Origin of the sequence: Arthrobacter sp. SLBN-83, assembly GCF_006715285.1 — a bacterium.
Taxonomy (GTDB): Bacteria; Actinomycetota; Actinomycetes; order Actinomycetales; family Micrococcaceae; genus Arthrobacter.
In genome coordinates this window covers 3,959,332-3,978,173 of the sequence record NZ_VFMX01000001.1, presented here as the reverse complement: position 1 = coordinate 3,978,173, position 18,842 = coordinate 3,959,332, and the positions used below count along the sequence as shown (strand labels likewise).

General features: G+C 62.0%; 22 protein-coding genes and 1 pseudogene. 11 read left to right on the top strand and 12 right to left on the bottom strand.

The features are described from left to right. Positions 1 to 111 precede the first annotated feature (111 nt). The 8 genes from FBY30_RS18625 to FBY30_RS21075 all read left to right on the top strand — a co-directional run bounded on the left by FBY30_RS18625 (position 112) and on the right by FBY30_RS21075 (position 6,727). Positions 112 to 1,086: a tripartite tricarboxylate transporter substrate-binding protein gene (locus FBY30_RS18625; protein WP_200830781.1), complete on the top strand. Its 975-nt coding sequence runs from the start codon at positions 112 to 114 to the stop codon at positions 1,084 to 1,086. Between the two features lie 79 nt (positions 1,087 to 1,165). Then, positions 1,166 to 1,930 carry an amino acid ABC transporter ATP-binding protein gene (locus FBY30_RS18620; RefSeq protein ID WP_142134112.1) on the top strand — a complete coding sequence of 255 codons (765 nt, stop codon included), beginning with the start codon at positions 1,166 to 1,168 and terminating at the stop codon, positions 1,928 to 1,930. Between the two features lie 56 nt (positions 1,931 to 1,986). Further along, positions 1,987 to 2,853, top strand: coding sequence for a glutamate ABC transporter substrate-binding protein (locus FBY30_RS18615; RefSeq protein WP_142134110.1), 867 nt, complete (start codon positions 1,987 to 1,989; stop codon positions 2,851 to 2,853). Between the two features lie 8 nt (positions 2,854 to 2,861). Then, complete coding sequence (locus FBY30_RS18610) at positions 2,862 to 3,506, top strand: amino acid ABC transporter permease (protein ID WP_142134108.1); 645 nt, start codon at positions 2,862 to 2,864, stop codon at positions 3,504 to 3,506. Next, positions 3,503 to 4,363, top strand: coding sequence for an amino acid ABC transporter permease (locus FBY30_RS18605; protein ID WP_142134106.1), 861 nt, complete (start codon positions 3,503 to 3,505; stop codon positions 4,361 to 4,363). The genes FBY30_RS18610 and FBY30_RS18605 overlap by 4 nt, the downstream gene beginning before the upstream one ends. Before the next feature lie 735 nt (positions 4,364 to 5,098). Continuing rightward, on the top strand, positions 5,099 to 6,049 hold the full coding sequence (locus FBY30_RS18600) for an MBL fold metallo-hydrolase (RefSeq protein WP_142134104.1): 951 nt from the start codon (positions 5,099 to 5,101) through the stop codon (positions 6,047 to 6,049). A gap of 190 nt (positions 6,050 to 6,239) precedes the next feature. After that, positions 6,240 to 6,464, top strand: a complete 225-nt coding sequence (locus tag FBY30_RS21080; RefSeq protein ID WP_235009502.1) for a hypothetical protein — start codon at positions 6,240 to 6,242, stop codon at positions 6,462 to 6,464. After that, positions 6,443 to 6,727: an MFS transporter gene (locus FBY30_RS21075; RefSeq protein WP_235009501.1), complete on the top strand. Its 285-nt coding sequence runs from the start codon at positions 6,443 to 6,445 to the stop codon at positions 6,725 to 6,727. The genes FBY30_RS21080 and FBY30_RS21075 overlap by 22 nt, the downstream gene beginning before the upstream one ends. A 207-nt stretch (positions 6,728 to 6,934) precedes the next feature. Here FBY30_RS21075 and FBY30_RS21070 read toward each other — a convergent pair whose 3' ends face one another. Then, complete coding sequence (locus FBY30_RS21070) at positions 6,935 to 7,159, bottom strand: hypothetical protein (RefSeq protein ID WP_235009500.1); 225 nt, start codon at positions 7,157 to 7,159, stop codon at positions 6,935 to 6,937. A 458-nt stretch (positions 7,160 to 7,617) separates the two neighbouring features. On the opposite strand from FBY30_RS21070, the pseudogene FBY30_RS21065 reads away from it, so the two are divergent. Next, positions 7,618 to 7,809 (top strand): annotated as a pseudogene (locus tag FBY30_RS21065) (hypothetical protein); the annotation flags it as partial. A 32-nt stretch (positions 7,810 to 7,841) separates the two neighbouring features. Here the strand turns inward: FBY30_RS21065 and FBY30_RS21060 are convergent. Next, positions 7,842 to 8,078, bottom strand: coding sequence for a hypothetical protein (locus FBY30_RS21060; protein WP_235009583.1), 237 nt, complete (start codon positions 8,076 to 8,078; stop codon positions 7,842 to 7,844). Positions 8,079 to 8,109: 31 nt separating this feature from the next. Between FBY30_RS21060 and FBY30_RS21055 the strand changes: the two genes are divergently transcribed. Beyond that, complete coding sequence (locus tag FBY30_RS21055; RefSeq protein WP_235009499.1) at positions 8,110 to 8,415, top strand: hypothetical protein; 306 nt, start codon at positions 8,110 to 8,112, stop codon at positions 8,413 to 8,415. Positions 8,416 to 8,639: 224 nt separating this feature from the next. On the opposite strand, the gene FBY30_RS18585 is transcribed toward FBY30_RS21055, so the two are convergent. Beyond that, the gene (locus FBY30_RS18585) at positions 8,640 to 10,037 is read right to left on the bottom strand and encodes an MFS transporter (RefSeq protein WP_142134102.1); all 1,398 of its coding nucleotides are present in this window, start codon (positions 10,035 to 10,037) and stop codon (positions 8,640 to 8,642) included. A gap of 118 nt (positions 10,038 to 10,155) precedes the next feature. Beyond that, on the bottom strand, positions 10,156 to 11,091 hold the full coding sequence (locus FBY30_RS18580; protein WP_142134100.1) for a dihydrodipicolinate synthase family protein: 936 nt from the start codon (positions 11,089 to 11,091) through the stop codon (positions 10,156 to 10,158). Positions 11,092 to 11,258: 167 nt separating this feature from the next. Here FBY30_RS18580 and FBY30_RS18575 point away from each other — a divergent pair, with 167 nt between their 5' ends. Beyond that, positions 11,259 to 12,296 carry a LacI family DNA-binding transcriptional regulator gene (locus FBY30_RS18575; protein ID WP_142134098.1) on the top strand — a complete coding sequence of 346 codons (1,038 nt, stop codon included), beginning with the start codon at positions 11,259 to 11,261 and terminating at the stop codon, positions 12,294 to 12,296. A gap of 101 nt (positions 12,297 to 12,397) precedes the next feature. On the opposite strand, the gene FBY30_RS20745 is transcribed toward FBY30_RS18575, so the two are convergent. The 8 genes from FBY30_RS20745 to FBY30_RS18540 form a co-directional block, all read right to left on the bottom strand. Further along, the gene (locus FBY30_RS20745; protein ID WP_160141496.1) at positions 12,398 to 12,574 is read right to left on the bottom strand and encodes a hypothetical protein; all 177 of its coding nucleotides are present in this window, start codon (positions 12,572 to 12,574) and stop codon (positions 12,398 to 12,400) included. Between the two features lie 628 nt (positions 12,575 to 13,202). Continuing rightward, positions 13,203 to 13,937 (bottom strand): SDR family oxidoreductase, encoded by a 735-nt coding sequence (locus tag FBY30_RS18570; protein ID WP_142134097.1) that lies wholly within the window; start codon positions 13,935 to 13,937, stop codon positions 13,203 to 13,205. A gap of 65 nt (positions 13,938 to 14,002) precedes the next feature. Beyond that, positions 14,003 to 14,998 (bottom strand): quinone oxidoreductase family protein, encoded by a 996-nt coding sequence (locus FBY30_RS18565; RefSeq protein WP_235009498.1) that lies wholly within the window; start codon positions 14,996 to 14,998, stop codon positions 14,003 to 14,005. Positions 14,999 to 15,046: 48 nt separating this feature from the next. Continuing rightward, positions 15,047 to 15,604 (bottom strand): NAD(P)H-dependent oxidoreductase, encoded by a 558-nt coding sequence (locus tag FBY30_RS18560; protein ID WP_142134095.1) that lies wholly within the window; start codon positions 15,602 to 15,604, stop codon positions 15,047 to 15,049. A 90-nt stretch (positions 15,605 to 15,694) separates the two neighbouring features. Beyond that, on the bottom strand, positions 15,695 to 16,528 hold the full coding sequence (locus FBY30_RS18555) for an alpha/beta fold hydrolase (protein ID WP_142134094.1): 834 nt from the start codon (positions 16,526 to 16,528) through the stop codon (positions 15,695 to 15,697). Between the two features lie 147 nt (positions 16,529 to 16,675). Continuing rightward, positions 16,676 to 16,978 (bottom strand): tautomerase family protein, encoded by a 303-nt coding sequence (locus FBY30_RS18550; RefSeq protein ID WP_142134092.1) that lies wholly within the window; start codon positions 16,976 to 16,978, stop codon positions 16,676 to 16,678. A gap of 122 nt (positions 16,979 to 17,100) precedes the next feature. After that, the gene (locus FBY30_RS18545) at positions 17,101 to 18,084 is read right to left on the bottom strand and encodes a GlxA family transcriptional regulator (RefSeq protein ID WP_268815706.1); all 984 of its coding nucleotides are present in this window, start codon (positions 18,082 to 18,084) and stop codon (positions 17,101 to 17,103) included. A gap of 108 nt (positions 18,085 to 18,192) precedes the next feature. Beyond that, on the bottom strand, positions 18,193 to 18,786 hold the full coding sequence (locus FBY30_RS18540) for an HD domain-containing protein (protein ID WP_142134089.1): 594 nt from the start codon (positions 18,784 to 18,786) through the stop codon (positions 18,193 to 18,195). Positions 18,787 to 18,842: the final 56 nt, after the last annotated feature.

Below are 18,842 nucleotides of genomic sequence, written 5' to 3'. Positions count from 1 at the left end.
ACCTTCATTGCTTCGCTAACAGTGACAGCACCTCATGACATGGGTCACGCTTTGATAGTAGCCACGGCACAAGGGGGCCTGGGCGCACAAGGCAAGGAGGTGAGAACCATGATGGCACTGCGGAAGGCTGTGCGCGTCATCGCCCTTGCCAGCCTCCTTGCCCTGGCCGCGTGCGGGACTTCCACCCCAGAGGCGACCCTGGTGAACCCCACCCGGATGATGGTCCCCAACAGCCCCGGCGGCGGTTATGACATCACTGCACGAATCGCAGCCCGCGTCATGGAGGATGCAGGCATTGCCGGGCATATGGAGATCTTCAACGTCCCGGGCGAGGGCGGCAGCGTTGCCATGGCGCGGCTGATGAACGAGACCGGAAACCGCGGCCTTGTGATGATGATGGGCCTTGGGGTGGTTGGATCCAATTACGCCAACGGCTCCAGGCTCAAGGTCTCCGACGCCACCCCCGTGGCGAAGCTGCTCGAAGAACCCGAAGGTATTCTCGTCCCGGCGAACTCCCCGTACCAGACGGTGGGGGATTTGGTGGCGGCGTGGAAAGCCGACCCTGCCTCCATCACGGTCGGGGGAGGCTCAGCCGTCGGGGGACCGGACCACCTGTTTCCCATGGAACTGGCGCGCGCCGCCGGCATCAAGACAGCCGCCGTTAGCTACCGCTCCTACTCCGGCGGCGGGGAACTGCTGCCAGCCTTGCTCGGCAACAAAATCACCTTCGGGACCTCCGGCATAGCCGAGTACGAGGAACAAATCACCTCAGGCCAGCTGCGGGTTCTGGCTGTATCAGGGCAGGAACGGCAAAACGGCGTCCAGGCGCCAACCCTGCGCGAAGCCGGAATCGACCTGGCATTCACCAACTGGCGCGGGCTCATGGCTCCACCCGGGCTGTCGGACGGGGACCGCAACAGGCTCATCGAAGCGCTGACCCGGCTTCACAATTCGCCCGAGTGGAAACAGGCCCTCCTGGACAACGGCTGGAAAGACTCCTTCAGCACCGGGGCGGAGTTTGAAACCTTCCTTCGGCAGCAGGAAAGCAGGGTGGCCGGCACCCTCACCGAGCTCGGTCTTCACTGACCGCTCCAGTACCGCTCTTATTCGACAAACTTCCGCTCAGGAAGCTAACACCATCGCAACAAACGACAGGAAATACCCCATGCCCGAAAACACCGTGCCCCAGCCAGCGGAGAGCGACATTGTTGTTGAACTCCGTGCCGTCGAAAAGCACTTCGGCGCCCTGCATGCCCTGCGGAATATCAACCTGCGGGTCAAACGCGGGGAGGTCGTCGTCGTCCTTGGCCCCTCCGGATCAGGCAAATCCACCATGTGCCGCACGATCAATCGACTCGAAACCATCGACAGCGGCCAGATTCTCGTCGACGGCGCCCCGCAGCCCGCCGAAGGGAAGGAACTGTTCAAGTTCCGGACCGAGGTCGGCATGGTTTTCCAGTCGTTCAACCTGTTTTCCAACCGCACCATCATGGACAACATCACCCTCGCCCCACGGAAGATTCTCGGTCAGAGCAAAGCCGATGCTGAACGCCGGGCCCGCGAGCTGCTGAACATGGTGGGCATCGGCTCCAAAGCCGACTCCTACCCGGCACAGCTCTCCGGCGGCCAGTCCCAGCGTGCCGCCATCGCAAGGGCACTGGCCATGGACCCGAAAGTCATCCTCTTCGATGAGCCGACATCAGCCCTGGACCCCGAATCCACACAGGACGTGCTGGCCACCATGCGCCAACTGGCCGAAGGCGGCACTACCATGCTTGTCGTCACCCACGAGATGTCCTTCGCCAGGTCATGCGCGGACAGGATCATCTTCATGGCAGACGGCGCAATCATCGAGTCCGCTGACCCTGAGTCCTTCTTTTCCGCGCCCGCCAGCGAACGGGCACGCAGCTTTCTCTCCTCGGTTCACTAACAACCACCAGCAAAGCCAAGGCATCGACGCCCCACGCAAACAATCAAAGGACAATCATGAAAAAGATCCGAATCATCGCCCCTCTCGCCATCACGGCTGCCCTGGCCTTGGGCGCCACCGGTTGCGGCAGCCCCACCGCTCCGGCGGCCAGCACCCCAGTTCAGAGTTTTCCGGCCGGAACCACCATGGCCAAGATCCAGCAGCGCGGAAAGATCGTCGTCGGCGTCAAGTTCGATCAGCCCATGTTCGGGGTGAAGAACCCGGTGACCGGTGACATGGAAGGCCTGGACATCGAACTGGCCAAGCTCCTCGCCAAAGACCTCACCGGCAGCGAGGACAACGTCGAATACGTCGAGGCGGTGACAGCCAACCGCGAGGCATTCCTCCAGCAGGGCAAGGTCGACGCGATCCTCGCGTCCTACGCCGTGACCGATGAGCGGAAAAAGGCCGTGGCTTTTGAAGGCCCGTACCTGGAAAGCGGCGTTTCAACCATGGTTCGCAACGATGACTCGTCAATTTCGAACAAGGACGACCTCAACGGCAAACCGGTCTGCACCACGACGGGAGCCCGGGCAGCCCAGCTTCTGCCCACTTTGGCGCCGCAGGCAAAACTGACCCTGTTCGGCACTTACAGCGAGTGCGCCCAGGCCCTTAAGCAGAAGCGTGTTGACGCAGTCGTCACCAACGAATCGCTGCTCCTGGGCCTGATGGACCAGAACAAGGGCGACTTCAAACTCGTCGGCGACTACATGGCAAGCGAGGAATACGCCATCGGGTCCGCCAAGGACGACACGGCCTGGCACGACTACCTGGACGGCTTCCTCAAGAAAATCGAAGACAACGGTGAGTGGAAGAAGGCCTATGACAACACCATTGGCGTTGCCAAACCTTCTGATGTCACACCGCCGCACATCACCCTCTGAGGTCTGACATGTCGTTTTTCTCCGGTTACATCGCAGACTTCAGCAGTGGAGTCCTGATCACCCTTGAGCTCACCGTCCTGGGCTGGGCGGGAGCCCTGGTCCTGGGAACGGTCCTGACGGCCATGCGCGTCAGCCCCATCCGCACCCTCAACGCTGCAGCAGCGGCCTACGTGACGGTTTTCCGGAACATCCCGTTGCCGGTCCAGATGGTCCTGTTTGTCTTCGGGCTGCCGCTTCTTGGCATCCAGTACTCCCTCTTCGCCTCCGCCGGCATTGTGCTCGTGATCTATACGGCACCGTTTGTCAGTGAAACACTCCGGTCCGGGCTGAACACGGTATCCACGGGCGAACTGGAAGCCCTGCGTGCCCTCGGGTTCGGTCCACGCCCTGCCATGCAACACGTGATCCTGCCCCAGGCCTTCGGGACCGTGGTCCAGCCGTTGGGCAACGTCCTGATCACCATGATCAAGAACACCTCGGTCGCCGCACTGGTGGGCGTCGCGGACCTAACATTCGCCACTAACAAGGCAGCCGTGGACGAGGCCCAACCCTTTCTCATCTTCGGCGGCGCAGCTGTCAGCTACCTGCTGATAGGCCTCCTCGTCGGCCGCCTGGTCAGCACTTTGGATCGAAAGGCGGCGTTCAGCCGATGAGTACAAAAGTACTGTTCGACGCTCCCGGCCCCCGGGCCCGCCGGCGCCACACACTGATCGAAGTCCTCTGCATCGCCCTGCTTGCCCTGGGCCTCTACGGGGCCTATGCCCTGCTTGAGGAACACGGGGAGTTCAGCCCCGCAGCCTGGAAACCCTTCACCCAGCCAGGGCTGTGGGCGCTCCTTGGCCAAGGGCTACTGAACAACCTCAGGGCAGCCGCCGTCGGCATGGCCCTGTCACTGATCTTCGGCACCTTGCTCGCCTTCGGGTTGCTGTCACGGAAGGCTCCGGTCCGCATAACGTGCCGGATCTTCACCGACGTCTTTGCCAGCGTCCCGCTGCTCCTCCTCCTCTACTTCACGTCACTGGTCCTGCCGACCTACGGACTGAAGCTCTCCGATTTTTGGTTCCTGGTCATCGCCCTGACCCTGTTCAGCAGCGCAGTCGTGGGAGATCTCCTCCGCTCAGGGATCCGCGCCATCCCGTATGGGCAGACCGAAGCGGCCGAAGCCCTCGGCTTCTCCGGGTTCAGGACCATGCAGCTGGTCCTCCTGCCCCAGGCCCTCCGTTCCATGAGCCCGGCTCTGGTCAGCCAAATGGTAATCCTCTTCAAAGGCACCGCACTTGCCTATGTGCTCGGCGGGTACATCGAGCTCCTGCGAAGCGCCACCGTCATCGGCACCTACTACAGCCGCTCACTGCTGCAGGCCCAGGTCGTCGCCGCCATCGGGTTCATGCTGGTCAACATTGCGCTCGGCCTGCTCGCGACCGCAATGGCCCGTCGTCAGAGCCGGCAACGCATTGCGGAACCCGCCCGGGAAAACCTGGATGTGGCAGCGGAACTTACAACCACGTAACAAGAGACCAAAGCATGCGGGGCCCATCGTCCGATGGGTCCCGCGCGTTCGCTGACCAACTGCACGTGTTTGAGAGGCAGCCAGACTGTCAGCCGGCGCAACCTCCCTGGTGACGCCTGACGAGATACAGGCCTTCAGGAGCTTGTCGGAACACTTCGCAGCTTCGAATTGGACAAAGATCAACCGTAGAAGACCCTACCTTTTGGGCTGACTTTGCCGCAGCGCGGCCGATGGTGTCGAGGTAGTCCTGGGCGCCCGGGCCCTTCCGGACCGCATCGGCTTGTCCATAAGGCAGTCGAAGAAAAGCTGATACGACTAACGACCGCCGGCTCACCCAAGTGGGGAACTATCCGTGCTAGCGACGCCGTCCACGCCGAACCGCCGGTGTTGGCAGGCCACAGGTTCGAGTTTTTCACGGTTCACCCGTAGCGCTGTCTGCTTGGCGGCCCGGACTTCCAACTGCAGCGACTGGGCTACAAATGGGTTCATATCTCCCTGTGAACTTTACGTACTAAATGGATTTAACTTACGCATGATTGCTGCCGCCGCTCACCCTTGGAAGGCTTTGCATAACGGGGCGACAGATGCCCCATATGACAAAGGGGTCTCATGAAAGACATAAATCGGCGTACCGCACTCGCCGGAATTTCCGCAGCAGCTGTTGCAGCCTCGGTATCACAAGCCACCGCCGCAAATGCCGCCACCGCCCGGCCGGGAGTCCCAAAAGAAGTCCGCATGACTTGGTTTGGCATTAGCAACTGGCACTATCAAATTGGTGAGCTAGGGATCCTCCTGGACGGCGCAGTAGGCTTCCCGGCCGCCGAACCGAACCCCGCAGTCGTCCAAAAAGTACGCGAAGGGTTGGAAAAAAGGGGGACGATCCAGTACGTCCTGCTAGGACACCTGCATGGAGATCACTCGGTTGATACACCGGAGTGGGTAAAACAGACCGGAGCGACGCTAATAGCATCGGCCAACGCCTGTGCGGAGGCGGCCGCGTATGGAATTCCAGCCTCACAGCTCCAACCCGTCAAGGGAGGAGAGAAGTTTCAGCTAAGCCCTCACGTTGAGATGCACGTCGTGAAATGGGTTCACAGCGTCCGCGTCGGAGAGAAGAGCCCTGCCGACGGTGGTATCGAGACCTTCGGCTTCATCTTCAAGGTGCAGACCCCCGGTAAGATCCTTACCCTTTACGTTTCGGATAGTGGCGCCGGAGGCTCCGAACTCACAAAGGAGCACCTTGTCGAGGGGGAAAATCGCGGGGCGCCCCTCAGCAACCTCGGTAAAGCCATGCGCGCGGCGGATCTTCAAACATTCGAAATCTGGCAGCCCGGTCCCGAGTCCAGAATTGTTACTCAGGCCCGAGTCATCGTGCCTGCGTACCGTCCGAGGTACTTGATGCCGCATCACCTCGGTGCACGCGGCGGCTTCGACCTGTTTGGCGGGCTGCACTACAGCTTCAAGCCTGAAGAGGTCCCCAAGCTCATGTCGGTGCTGGACGACTTCGATGTCCCGCTTGTGCCGCCTGTCAACTATTTTGATGCATGGACGTATGACCGCGACGGTCTCCACTCCGTCGACAACTCTGAAGTGAAGCTATCGCTTGGCCTGCCAGCATCGGGTCCAGGACCTAACCCCCAGGGACCGAACCCTCGCGCTGGAGACCTGGAAGGACCCGACGACTAACCTCAAAATCCGGCTCATTGTCTTTTGCGACTCGGCCTCGGGAATTGATGCATCGTGCACTCGTAGCTGTCTGAGCAGCTATGAGTGCACGATGTCTGGTCAACAAGGAACGTGGTAGTCAGGTCCTGATTCGTGCCGGAGTCTCACTGGGGACAAGCCCGGGTCGCCGGCAGCGATCGCCATGGAATTCATGGACTTACAGCTGTATTCGCAGGCCGCGGCCATCGTCTTCAACAAAATCTGCTTTCCGGACGTCAGCCCCGTCATCGATCTGATCGCTGCGATGGCCACCTACGGCGTGGGCTACGTTCCCCGCCTGTTCGGTGCCATCTATTTCGGCCGCATGGGTGACCGGATCGGCCGCAGAAGGTCCTCTGCATCACCATCGCCTTGGTGGGAGCCTCCACTACTCTGATCGGTGTCCTCCCCACGTACGCCATGACGGGGATCTGGGCGCCCATCCTGTTCGTGGCTCTGCGCCTCTTCCAAGGGTTCGGGGCCGGTCCGGAAATCGCCGGCGCCACCGTGATTCTGGCGGAATTCGCCTCTGCACGCCGCCGCGGCGTCATCTCGTCCCTGATCTGCCTGGGCACCAACTCCGGAACCCTGGATGCCTCCACGCTGTGGGCCATCCTGGTGGCCTCGCTCTCCCAGGACCAGTTTCTGAGCTGGCGTTGACGCATCCCCTTCATGGCCAGTTTCGTTATCATGCTGTTCGCCATCTGGATCCGGCGCTCCATCAAGGAAAGCCCCGTCTTCGAACAGCGCGCCGATGTCGTGGACGGCGTGGCCCTCACCAAGGACAAGATCAAGACCGCCGCAAAGGCGCCGGAACTCACCGGAACCAGCACCATCGAAGCCGCCCTGCACCAGAAAAAGGGCAAGTCATTCCTCATTGCCCTTGGCCTGCGCCTCGGCCAGGCCGGCAACACCGGGCTTGTCCAAACGTTCCTGGTGGGCTACCTCGCCACCGTCCTGCTTACCGACAAGACCGTGGGCACCGACGCCATCATGTACGGTTTCCTCCTGGGCTTCGTCACCGTACCCGTGGTCCGCCTCCTCGGTGACCGGTTCGGCCGGCGCCCGCTGTACCTGGCCCTCAGCGCCCATACCGCTGTTTACGCCATCCCCAAGATGCTGATGATCACCAGTGGCAATAGCGCACTCATCACCATCGCCATGGTGGTCGGCCTTTACCTCGGTGTCCTGAGCCTGTTCGCCATGGAAAGCGTCACCATGGCCGAGTTCTTCGGAGCCCCCCACCCGCTTCACCCAGCTTGCCCTCGCCAAGGAAATCGGGGGCATCCTAGCCACCGCGATCGGCCCACTGCTGGCAGCCAACCTCACTGCCGTCACAGGGCACTGGTGGCCGCTCGCAGCAATGCTCATTGGCTACTCGTTGATCACCCTGGTCTCAGCCGCGGTCGGCCCCGAGGTCCGCGGCCGCGGCCTGGTCCGCCTCGAGGACGCCGTATGAAAGCCGTTGTAGTCCACGGCGCAAACGATCTCCGCATTGATGACCGGTCTGAGCCAGTTGCCGGGCCGGGGGAAGTAGTGCTCGACGTCGAATGGGGCGGCATCTGCGGAAGCGAACTTTCGTACTGGCGCCACGGAGCGTCGGGAACGGCGGCGCTGAAGTCGCCGCTCGTCCTGGGGATGAAGTGGCTGGCCGCATCGCCAGACTTGGTGCCGGCGTCGAACACCTCGAGGTGGGCCAGCCGGTCACGGTGCTCCCGGCCGAACTCGTGGGGGACGGCACCATGCCGGAGCGCCTGCAGGGCCGGACCAACCTCTACCCACAGATCCGGTACTTCGGCTCGGCTGCGTTCGACCCCACACCGACGGCGGCTTCAGCGAACAGAAACTTGCGAAGGCATCCGAGGTGCGTCTCCTTCCAGACGGCGTGGACACCCTCTGCGGGGCGCTGGCGGAACCGCTGGCCGTCGCCATGCACGGGGTGAGCCGTGCGGGCAGCCTGCACCGGCCGGGACATGCTGGTCAGCGCCGGCCCAATCGGGTCGCTGGTCACCGCGGCCGCCCAATTTGCCGGAGCACGGACTGTGACAGCCACAGACATCAGTGACACGTCCCTTCAGATGGCAAAGGCAATGGGCGCTGACGAGGTAATCAACGTTTCGGACAATCCCTTGCCCGCTGACGTGGAACTCGTCTTAGAGGCCGCCCGCATGCTCGTCTACGAACTCCTGGGCGGCGCGGCGGGCGAAGGAGTCATGGTCTACGGCCACGCCAGCGGTACCACGCTGGAGGACCTCGGCGCCGATTTCCAGCACACCTCGTGGGGCGTCCGCATAACGACACAGGTGATCCCACGGTCCTCGCCTCACAGGCAGACGAGATTCTGTTGAGGCTGGACGAGCTACTTGTCCGGGGGGCAGGGCGGACGGTGACCTGTGCAGAGTAGTTTCGCCAACGGTCGGTTATGGATAGTCCTAGCCTCGGCACTGACCGCTCCGCTGGCATTCCGCTCTGGGCCTACTGTCCGTTGTGGGCGTGGGCGGCGAAAATGCGATAGCGGCACGGGCCTTTAGGTCCATGCCGCTTCGCGCTGCTGACTGTGTTCGGGTTTTGGCTAGGGGGACAGTTCTTCCAGCACCCGGCCCTTGGTTTCGATGGCGAAGAAGATGGTGACCAGGCCACCGATGAGGGCGACGGCGGCGAAGACTGTGAAGACGACGCTGATGCCGTAGTTGTCCACGATGTAGCCGACGAGGATGGGCCCGATCGCTGAGCCGGCTCGGAGCCAGGCGCTGCCGAAGCCGGTGCCGATGGCGCGCAGCCGGGTTGGGTAGAGCTCCGCGGAGTAGAGGTAGAGCGAGAACGAGATGGTCTGCAGGATGGCGTAGGCGATGCTGGCGAACACGACCACCTGGGTTGCTGAGACGGCGCCGAGGGCGGTGAGGATGATCAGCGGGATGGTGGCTGCAAGGAAGGCATATGTGTACCAGCGTTTGCGGCCGACGCGGTCGATCAGCAGTGCGCAGAGGATTGATGCTACGACGCCCACGGCGGAGGTGACCCAGCCGTAGGCGAGGCTGGTCTGCAGGGGCAGGTTGAATGTCTGCTTGTAGAGGGTCGGCAGCCAGGTGACCAGGCCGTTGTTGACCATGTAGACGCAGATCCAGAGCATCCAGATCATGAAGGTGCGCTTCTTGTAGATGCCTGAGAAGAGTTCGCGCCAGCTGGTGCGGGCAGTTGCTTTCGGATCCACGGGGCGAACGACGGGCTCGGAGAGGGTGTGTCCTGCCTTGAGTGCTTCCTTTTCGAGCATGGCGACGACGGTTTCGGCTTTGTGGACGTGTCCGCGGGAAGCGAGCCAGCGCGGTGATTCAGGCATCAGCCACCGCATCGGGATGGTGAGCAATGCCGGGACGATGCCGACGATGAACATGGCCTTCCAGCCAACGACCGGGACGAGGAAGTATCCGGCGATGCCCGCGAACATGAGACCGACGGGGAAGATCACCTCGTAGAGCAGGAAGAACCTGCCGCGCTTCTTGGCTCCGACGAATTCGTTGATGTAGGCGCTGGCGACCGGTACTTCGCCGCCGGTGCCGATGCCTTGGAGGAAGCGGAAGATGATCATTGACGCGGCGCCCCAGGCGAAGAGGCAGGCTACGTCCATGGAGACAAAGAGAAGAATCGTGATCAGCAGGACCGGGAGGCGGCCGATCCGTTCGGCGAGTTGGCCGAAGAAGAGTGATCCGAAGATCTGGCCGACGTAGCCGGCGGAGAGGATCATTCCGATTTCCCCGGCGGTCAGGTGCCATTCCGAGGACAGCTGGGGCATTGCGAAGGCGATGGCCAGGACGGTGTACGCGTCGAAGAACGTGGCTGACCCGATGACCACACGAATCAGGGTCAGGCGTCGGGTGAGCGGGAGCCGTTCGAGGCGGGCTACGAGCTCTGCATTGATCCTGGCGGCGTTGGGGCCGCCCGCCATGGTGGTGGTGTTGTTTGGCTCGCGCATTGCGAGTCCTCCTTCTCCAGCGAAAGATGCTGGGGTCCTCATTGACCAAGAGTGGAGACAGGCTAAAGCCTAGGGGAGGATGGCGGGAGTTGCTCCCGCCATCCTCAGGATCCGGGGATCAGGCGCTGACGGTGACCTTGCCGATGTTTGCGGCGGCGAAGGCTTCCGCGATTTCAGTCTCGGCCCCTTCCGGCAGGGGCAGGAGTGGGGTGCGCACCGTGGCGTGGTCCAGAATGCCGCGGTTCACGAGGCCCCACTTCAAGGCGACGGTGCCTTCCATGTGGGAGCCGCGGTGGTAAACGTTCTTCGTTACCGGGAGCAGCCGCTCATGGATTGCGTGGGCACGCTTGTAGTCCTGCGCCTTGCCTGCTTCGATCAGTTCGACGAGCAGCTCGGGGGCGATGTTGCCGTAGCCGACGAGCAGGCCGTCGACGTCGAACATTGTCGGCAGCAGGTATTCGTCGTGGCAGGACAGGATCTGCAGTTCGGGGTACGCGGCGCGCAGCGCGGGGATCTCGGTATACCACCGGCGCATGTTCCGCACGCCGTTCTTTGTGGCAAAGACGCCCTCCTGGCCGGCGATCTCCAACTGGGTGTCCAGGTCGTAAGTTGCCTTGGTGTTGTCGGGGTACTGGAAGAGGATCAGCGGCAGGCCGGACTCTTCGTAGATTTCCTTGTAGCGCGACTGCGGTGCGCCCTGCTGGTAGCCGAAGCGCAGCCAGCCGTGCGAGGGGTAGACCAGGCCAGCCGATGCGCCGGCCTCAACGGCCTTCTTGGCCTCGAGGGCCGCAGTCTTGTTGCCCTCCTTGGTGATGCCCGCCACGACCGGTACACGGCCGTCGGTCGAGGCAACGAACGCCCGGATAACGTCAAGCTGCTCCTCTTCAGTGAGGAACGTGCCTTCGCCAGCGTGGCCCAGGACGACGAGGCTCTTCACGCCCTCAATCGATCCGAGCCACGAACCCAGGCGCTGGATCGCAGCGAAGTCGACAGCGCCATCTTCGGTGAACGGGGTGACGGGTGCGGGGCTGAGTCCGCGGAGATCGAGTGCCATTTGCAGCTACCTTCTTGTCTTCTTTGATTTTCGGTATTCCCGCTATGATGAGAACGTTTGCGGGAACGTTTTCAAGTTTGCACGTGTCGCAGCTCACTGTCAAGAGAACGTTTGCAAGAAAGAGGAATAGAGTGTCTGTTACACCCTTGCTGAAGAGGAGAACCGCGATGGAGCAGGCCTTACCCGCAGCTATCGTTACCCTGAAGGACGTTGCCGCTGCCAGCGGCGTGAGCATCTCCACGGCCAGCCGTGCCTTGGATGAACGTTCAACCTCCCGCTCAGCCGCAGCCGCGCACGTCCGTAAAATTGCTGAGGAACTTGGCTACCGCAGAAATTCTTTCGCTTCCAGCCTCCGCCGCGGTGAAACGCGCACCTTGGGAGTACTAGTTCCCCGCCTCAGCGATACCGTCATGGCGCTGATGTTCGAAGCATTGGAACGAGCCGCGTCGGCGCGGGGCTACTTTGCCATGGTGGCCAGCAGCGGCGACGATCCTGAGGATGAGCGGCGTGCTGCGGAGACGCTGCTGGACCGAAATGTCGACGGCCTAATACTGGCCACTGCTCGGATCGGCGACGAACTACCGCAGCTGCTGCGTCAGCGCCGCGTGCCGCACGCTCTGGTCCTGCGTACTGACGGAGAAAGCCCTTCGGCCATCGGCGATGACGAAGTCGGGGGCTACCTCGCCGTCCGGCACCTGGTCGACCTGGGGCACCGCGACATCGCCGTTATCACCGGCCCGGACTTCACCTCCACTGGAACCGCGCGCCTGGCAGGAGCTCGCAAGGCATTGAACGAAGCAGGTATCCAGCCACGCGAAGAATGGCTGATCGCCGCCGGCTACGGCATCGAAAACGGCTACACGGCCGGCGAAAAACTCCTCGCCCGAACCCCGGAATCCCGTCCCACAGCAATATTCGCGGCCAACGACAACATCGCCATGGGCGTCATGGCCGCGGCCCAGCACAACGGTGTTTCCATTCCTGATGACCTTGCGCTGGTCGGCTACAACGACACGCCCCTTTCCGCGCGCCTGCCCACCCCACTTAGCTCCGTGCGCGTCCCACTGGATCAGATCGCGGCAACCGCCATCGACCTCATCGTTAACCCCGCTACTGAACCGCGGATCCGGCGCGCTACACCCACCCTGATACCCCGCCAGTCCAGCGGAACGCCTGTTCACTTCGCCCGCACAGTTCAGCACTGACCCCCACAGGAGATCCACGCGTATTGCGCGATCTTCCATTGTCAACGAGCCGATGTTTGGCATCACTGACGGCGAAACAGGCGGGGAAGAAACCACCGCCATCAATGGCGATCCTTTCCTTGAGGGCTCTTTTCGCCCGGTTCCATCCACTCGTTGATGGGAACAAACGGACGGTGTGGAAGTTCATAGGGCTGCTGTGGATCAACGGTTACCGGCATGGCTTCAGCGCGGACGAAGGCTTCGACCTCGGTGTTGGAGTCGCCGCGGGCAATATCCACTTATTGGACTGTGCCGCCGAGATTTCTGGACGTCCGGTGCCCAGGTAGTCCTCCCGCGCCCCCAAAAGGGCGTGGACAATGTGCACACTTTTCGTGTCGTACTAGGCCAAACAGCCTTCGGAGTGGCCAGGATCCCGCATGTTTTCGCGGGTTCCCTGTGTTTGCAAGGGCGGGAACGCAGTTCGAGTCCCACCTCGGGCACAGTGTTTCCGCAGGTCAGAAGCTTTTAGTGCTGGCTATGGTGTACAAAACGTCCACGATGGCAAATCAAGGTGTATAAGCGGCAGCTGTCGATCGTGTTTGCGTGAGCCCTGTGTTTTATTGCAAGGGGTGTGTTAGCGGCGTCGTGAGAGTTCATTTCATTCGCGGCCTTGTTCGATTCTGGCGCAGTAGTCGCGCTGACACCCGAGGCGCTGATATTTCCTTCCTGCGCAGCCCCGTACTCGTGCTCCGGATGAAGGAACGCCCGGAACGGTCAGGCTGGCACACCTTCTCGCTCAGGGCGCTGGCCTTTGGCCGTAGGCATACCCCGGTTTCATAAGTGGCTCGTGGGCCTGGCGTGGACAGGCCCCCGAGCAGTCAACTCAACTCGTTCCTGTGTCGGTCCCGAACCGTCGGGGGCGGGGGGCTACTGCTGAAGGGTCGGCCGGACGACGAGCTCATTGATGTCGACATTTGCCGGCTGGGCGACGGCAAAGGCAATAACGTCGGCCACAGCTGTAGCGGGAATCCCGAACTGTTCGGCTGCGGCGTGGGCAGCGGCTCGGACTTCGGGATTGCCGCCCCGGTCCGTTAGTTCAGTCAGCGTGAAGCCGGGCGAAACCACGGTTACGCGCACGTCGGTGTTCTCCTGGCGGAGCCCTTCGGAAAAGGCCCGGACGGCGTATTTCGTAGCGCAGTAGATTGCTGCGGTCGGGTCAACGCGCAGACCGGCGACTGAAGCGACATTGATGATGTGACCTGCCCGCCGGGACCGCATGCCGGGTAAAACAGCTGCCACGCCGTGAAGTACGCCGCGCAGGTTCACATCGATCATGGAGTTCCACTCTTCGATGCGCAGATCATGCACGGGGGACAACGGCATGACTCCGGCGTTGTTGACGAGGACGTCGACCCGGCCGAAACGCTGTTCGGCTGCTTCCACGAACTCGCTGAAGTCGGCAAGGTCTGTTACATCGAGCCGGCGGTAGTCTGCCTCGCCGCCATCCCGCTGGATGTCTGCCACGAGGGTCCGCAGTGAATCCTCACGCCGCGCGCCGAGGAATACCCTGTGGCCCTGGGCCGCCAGAGCGCGGGCAGTGGCTTCCCCGATGCCGCTGCTGGCGCCTGTGACGATGATGTTCTTTTGGTTGTCTTGGTTCATGTTTTGATACTCATTCACTTGAGGATGGGGGGAAGGACAGGTCTGCCTGGGCGTGCCGCACCTTGTCAGTACTGCCTAATGTTTTGGTGGCCGTTTACGGCAAGAATCAGCCTGCCCGTCACGGTCCGTGCTTCCATTTGTGCGTGTGCTTCGGCAGCTTCTTCCAACGGGAGCAGGCTCACCGGGAGGGTGAGCTGACCGCTTGCGATGAGGGGTAGGACAGCACGTCCGGCGGCTGCCCCGCGTTCGGGGTTTTCGGAGAGTGCCAGCCCGGCGCTGAAGCCCAGGATGCCGATGTTGCTGCGCCAAATCCTGTTGGTGTCCACCATGGTGCCCGCGTCCTGTGCGGCGCTGCCGACGACAAGCATGCGTGCATGCTGTGCCATGAGGTCCAGCGTGGCGAGGCGATGCTCTCCTCCTACTGGGTCGATAACGAGATCGAACGTTTCGTCGTGGAGGGCGTCGGGAAATTCGTCGGAGACAATGACACGGTCCAGCCCGAGAGACATAGCGGCTTGAGCCTTGTCCCTGGTGCGGACGGTACCAACTATCCGGTTGGCTCCGAGCATTCGGGCGACGGCGGGAAACGCGGAGGCGAGGCCGCCAATGACGCCGTGGATCAGCACGCGCGATCCGGCACGGATGTTGCCGAGCTCGGTCAGTGCCATATGGGCGGTCGCGGCGTTGCCCAGTCCGGCGACGACCTGGACTGGATCAGCGCCGGATCCTTCGAGCGAGACGACCAGCGCGGCCGGGGCGGCCACGACTTCTGCGTATCCTCCGCTGTTCGGAAGGGTCACCGTTGCGACGTGTTCACCGATCGAGAGACCGCTAACCCTTTCCCCGAGGGCGCGGACCGTCCCGGTGACCTCGAGTCCCGGTATATAGGAGGGCTTGGGGACGTACTCGAGGTCGGCAAACGTTCCTCGACGGATGATGGCATCGATGAGGCCGACGGCTGCGTACTGGACATCAATCGTTATTTCCCCCGCGGCCGGCTCGGGGGTGGGAAGGTGGACTTCTTGAATGACTTCCGGGCCGCCGTAGGCCGTGGTCGACATGCTTTTCATCATGGTTGTCCTGTCGGTGTTGGTTCTCGCCGGCATTGCTTAGACGTGCTCCGGCACGGTGCGCAACAAAAGCAGGTTCCGGTAGTCCTGCGCCCGGTCCTGCAGCTGTTCGTCCGTCAGGTCCCGTACGCCGTGAACGATGAAGGGGCTCAGCCATTGCATTCCGAGCCGGCGGGCTGTGGCCTGCAGTGGGATGAGGATGTCGTTGTAGTCCCACCCGTGGAAGCCGTCGGGGGAATAGGCCTCTCCGGCACCGCCTGTGCTGGTGGCAACCCGGAGTGTCTTGCCTGCAAGTGCTCCGGGTGCCCCGGTGCCGTAGGCCCAGCCGCGGACAAGCACCTCGTCGAGCCAGGTTTTGAGGAATGCCGGAGGCGCGTACCAGTGGGTTGGGTATTGCAGGACGATGTTTTCGGCCGCTTCCACCGCGGCCCTCTCGGCGGCAAGGTCGATGTGGCCGTCGGGGTACAGGCGTCTCAGGTCGTGCACCGTCAGATCCGGTGCATCTTCAAGCGCGGTCGCCAGTGCCCTGTTGATACGGGAAGTGGAAAGGTCAGGATGGTCCAGGAGGACCAGCGTCTTGTGATGTATAGGTGTCATGGTCGTGGTTCCATTTCGTTGGAGGGGAAGCCGCAGCAGGGTGTGGACAGCGGTCGGTTCCAAACCCTCCTGTCGGGTGGCACGCCTGGGTTATTTGTTCAGGAAGCGGAGCAGGATTTCGTTGATCTCGTCACTGTGCGTCCAGAGCATGCCGTGCGGGGCGCCTTCGATCTCCACGTACTCAGCGGATGGAAGACGCTTGGTGAACTCCCGGCCTGTTGCGTCGATTGGGAGGATCCGGTCGTCCGTTCCGTGGACAATCAGGGCCGGGACGGTGATCTTCCCGACGTCGGCACGGAAGTCGGTGAGCCATGAGTCGACGACGGCGAACGAGGCGTACCAGGAGGAGCCGGCCGCAACGTTCCATGCGCTGCGCAAGGCTTCCTCGCTGAGTCGGCTTCCAAGGAAGGTGTCGGTGTTGAAGAAATCCTTGTAGAAACTGGCGAACCAGGCGTAGCGGTCTTCGAGGGCGGCGTTGCGGATGCTGTCGAATACTGAGGAAGGAACGCCGGTGGCGTTGTCCTCGGTGTGCAGGAGGAATGGTTCGAGGGAGGCTAGGAACGCTGCCTTGGCTATCCGTGCCTCGCCGTAGGTGCCGATGTACCGTCCGACTTCGCCGGTGCCCATCGAGAAGCCAACCAGGACGACCTCCTGCAGGTCCAGGGTTTCGAGGACGGTGTTGAGGTCGGCTGCGAAGGTGTCGTAGTCGTAGCCGGTGGTCGGTTTGCTTGACTTGCCGAAGCCCCGGCGGTCGTAGGTGATCACGCGGTAACCGGCGTTCAGGAGGGCCGCGCTTTGCTTCTCCCATGACCCACCATCCAGCGGGTAGCCATGGATCAGGACAACGGGCTGTCCGGTGCCGTGGTCCTCGTAGTAAAGCTCGACGTCCGTGCTGTTTTCCGTACCGACTTTGATGAAAGCCATAATTCTGTTTTCTTTTCTTGAGGGGAGAACGTGGTTCTCCAGCTGTCTGCACATCGAATTGAGGAATGTGGCTTTGGTAGGGGCTGGCTGCCCGGTTCGACGAGGGCGCACTGCCCGAGCAGATGCGTCGCTGAACCTTCCGGCCGGTTACTTGTCCCGAACGGGTGCTTTTTCGGCCAGCTCGGTTCGGGTCACCGGATGGCCATCGATGGACTCGTAGAGGCTCTTGGAACGGGCGAGGCCGTCCATCAGGCTGGCCGGTCCCCGGAAGGGAAGACCGCCGATGTGCCAACCGTCAGTATGCAGTTCTTCGATGAGGACCCAAACGACCTCACGGAAAGCCTCGGATCCTTCGAACTGAACCATGACGTCTGTCAGTGCCGCCGCCATACGGTGCTTTTCGTCTTCGGTGAAGACCCCGTCGACGAGCTTGACGTTTACGAAGGGCATGGCCTTCTCCTTTGTTGTGGTTGCTCCGGTTTGCCCCGGTACGTCAAGCATCGTTCCTGGAAAGAATCAGGGGACCCGCTGATTCGGTCAGGAAACCCACAATTAGCGTCAGGCTGTAGAAGTTACGCGGGGAGGTGGCCGCCGTCGCCGTGGCGCGGTGTGAGGCGCTCAAGATACAGGGAGGGACTCATTCCGATTTTTTGCGTGAATACGCGCCTCAGTGTCTCTGCACTTCCGAATCCGGTTGCGGCTGCCGTTGTGGCAACAGTGGCTCCGCGTTGGAGCATCGCCTGCGCGGCTTCGATGCGTACCTTTTCGACATACCGTGCTGGACTGGTCCGGGTTGCCTCTTGGAACCTGCGGGTAAGGCTGCTGGCGCTGAGATTTGTCATTGCGGCCATGGCGTCTATCGAGTAGTCGGCGGCTGGCTCAGCTGTGATCCGGTCCAGCAGTTCCCTTAGGACGTGGTCCCGGGAAGTGCTCGTACTGACGGCCACTGAACGCTGTGATTGGCCGCCGGGCCGTTGGTTGAATATGACCATTTGCCGAACGACGGCGCGTGCTACTTCCGGACCATAGTCGTCCTCAACCATGAACAACGCCAGGTCCACGCCGGAACTGATGCCGGCGGAAGTGATGATCGGATCATCCTGTACAAACAATGCGTCGGGGACCACATTAACCAGGGGAAATGACTTTCTGAACCGCTCGACCTGGGTCCAGTGCGTTGTCGCGTTGCGGTAGTTCAACAAGCCCGCGTGCGCCAGGAGAAAAGCACCAGTGCAAACGGATGCAATCCTTTTGGCATCGTTCGTCAGCTGGGCAACGGCATCGACTAGTTCCTGCTCGAAAGGCTTGGCCACCATGCCGTAGGCCCCAGGAACGAGCACCGTGTCCAGGGCACCTGCCCCCGCGGCGGTGGTTTCCACCATCAGAAAGTGGCCGTTTGCAGCCCGTTTGGCTTGGCCGTCCGCTGAAACCATAACCGTCTTATAGTCGGCGCCAAAGACATTGGCATGATGGAACACGTCAGCTGGCCCGGCGACGTCCATCATCGTGACGTTGTCGTGGACCAGGAACCCGATGGTCCTGCCGAGTTCACTCACTTCTCACCGCAGTCCTCGCATCCGGCGCTGCACGCCACCAGGCATTTCTTTGCGCGCCTTTCCCATCATGAATCCTGACCCGTAAGTTCACAACGGCTCGACCAGAGGCTAGAAAGCAGGATTAATCCCCTGGCCGTGGCTTGAGCCCAAATGAGCCTGCAGCAGCCCACCGGGCCAGGAGGATGGAGGTGCCTTCTCCGGGTTGCGCAGTGCCTGGCCAACGACTCTCTGGCCCAGGCACTGCTCGATCATCAGCCGAGGATACGTTGCTTCGACTTCGGAACGGTGTTTCTCAGCACGGGGCAGCAGGCTGTCGTCCCCGAAGTCGGCCCGAACGCCGAGTCGGAGGTACCTTGCCACGGGTCCCCGGCGTTCAGCGATCTGAGGTGAGGTGTGTAACGCAATCGCTTCCCAGACCGAGTCAACCCGGGTGGCTTCCCATCCGTGGGTGGTCAGGAACGCCGCGGCCGCGTCTGCACCTTCGACTTCAAACCGCTGGGGGCCGTCATACTCATCGGCGGTCCCCGCATCGTGGAAAAGGGAAGCGAGCCGCAGAGCTGCAACATCAATGGCACAGCCCTCGGCTGCAGCGATGGCTCGGGCATACTCGAACACCCGGGCGCTGTGGTTGAAGATGGGCGGCTGCAAAAGCCGAACCAACAAATCCTCGGCAGCTGCAAGTACGACACCCTCGTTATTCATGATCTTTAGCGTAAACGAGTCCTCGCCTTGTTAGGGGAGGGACAGAGGAGTGCGTC